This window comes from Bradyrhizobium sp. 18BD, assembly GCF_054185225.1.
The window spans coordinates 1-834 of sequence record NZ_JAVAYL010000053.1; the positions used below are offsets into that span (position 1 = coordinate 1).

At 64.0% G+C, this 834-nt stretch carries 1 protein-coding gene; it reads right to left on the reverse strand.

Annotated features, from left to right (window positions below; translation table 11 throughout):
- The coding region (locus tag RAD16_RS40315; protein WP_458163628.1) for a chemotaxis protein CheA at window positions 1–834 on the reverse strand (834 nt) is incomplete at both ends.

An 834-nucleotide genomic window follows, 5' to 3' on the forward strand; every position in this document is an offset into this window, starting at 1 on the left:
CAATGCCGTTGGGGTCGATGATCATGATGACCGCGCCATCGCCCAGAATGGTGTTGCCGGAGAACATGTCGATGTGACGGAGTTTTGTCGACATCGGCTTCACGACGATCTCTTCCGTATGGAAGACACCGTCGACGACGATGCCGAACGTCTGGCTGCCGACCTGCGTCACCACGATGAAGCCGTTCTCGGGATCGCTCGCCGCGCCGTCGTCGATCTTCAGGAGCTTCTTCAGATGGATCAGCGGCAGCAGCTTGTTGCGCAGGCGCAGGACCGCGGTGTCCTTGATGCGCTCGATGCGGTGCTCGCTGTTGGCGCGGGCACGCACCAGTTCGACCACCGAGAGCTGCGGGATCGCGAAGCGATCGCCGGCGGCTTCGACGATCAGGGCCGAGACGATCGCGAGCGTCAGCGGGATCTTGATGGTGACGGAGGAGCCTTCACCGGCGACCGACTTGATGTCGATGGTGCCGCCGATCTGGTCGATATTGGTGCGCACCACGTCCATGCCGACGCCGCGGCCGGAGACCGAGGTGATGGCGGCCGCGGTCGAGAAGCCGGGCGCGAAGATGAACTTGTGGATCTGGGCTTCGCTCATCTTCTCGAGCTCGGCCTCGGTGGCGAGACCTGAGGAGATGGCCTTGGCCTTGATCCTCTCGGTGTTGAGGCCGCGGCCGTTGTCGGCGATGCAGATGATGATGTGGCCACCCTCGTGATAGGCGGAGAGGCGAATGGTGCCCTGCTCGCCCTTGCCGGACGCGACGCGCTCGGCGGGGGTCTCGAGGCCATGATCGGCGGAGTTGCGCACCATGTGGGTGAGCGGGTCCTTGATCA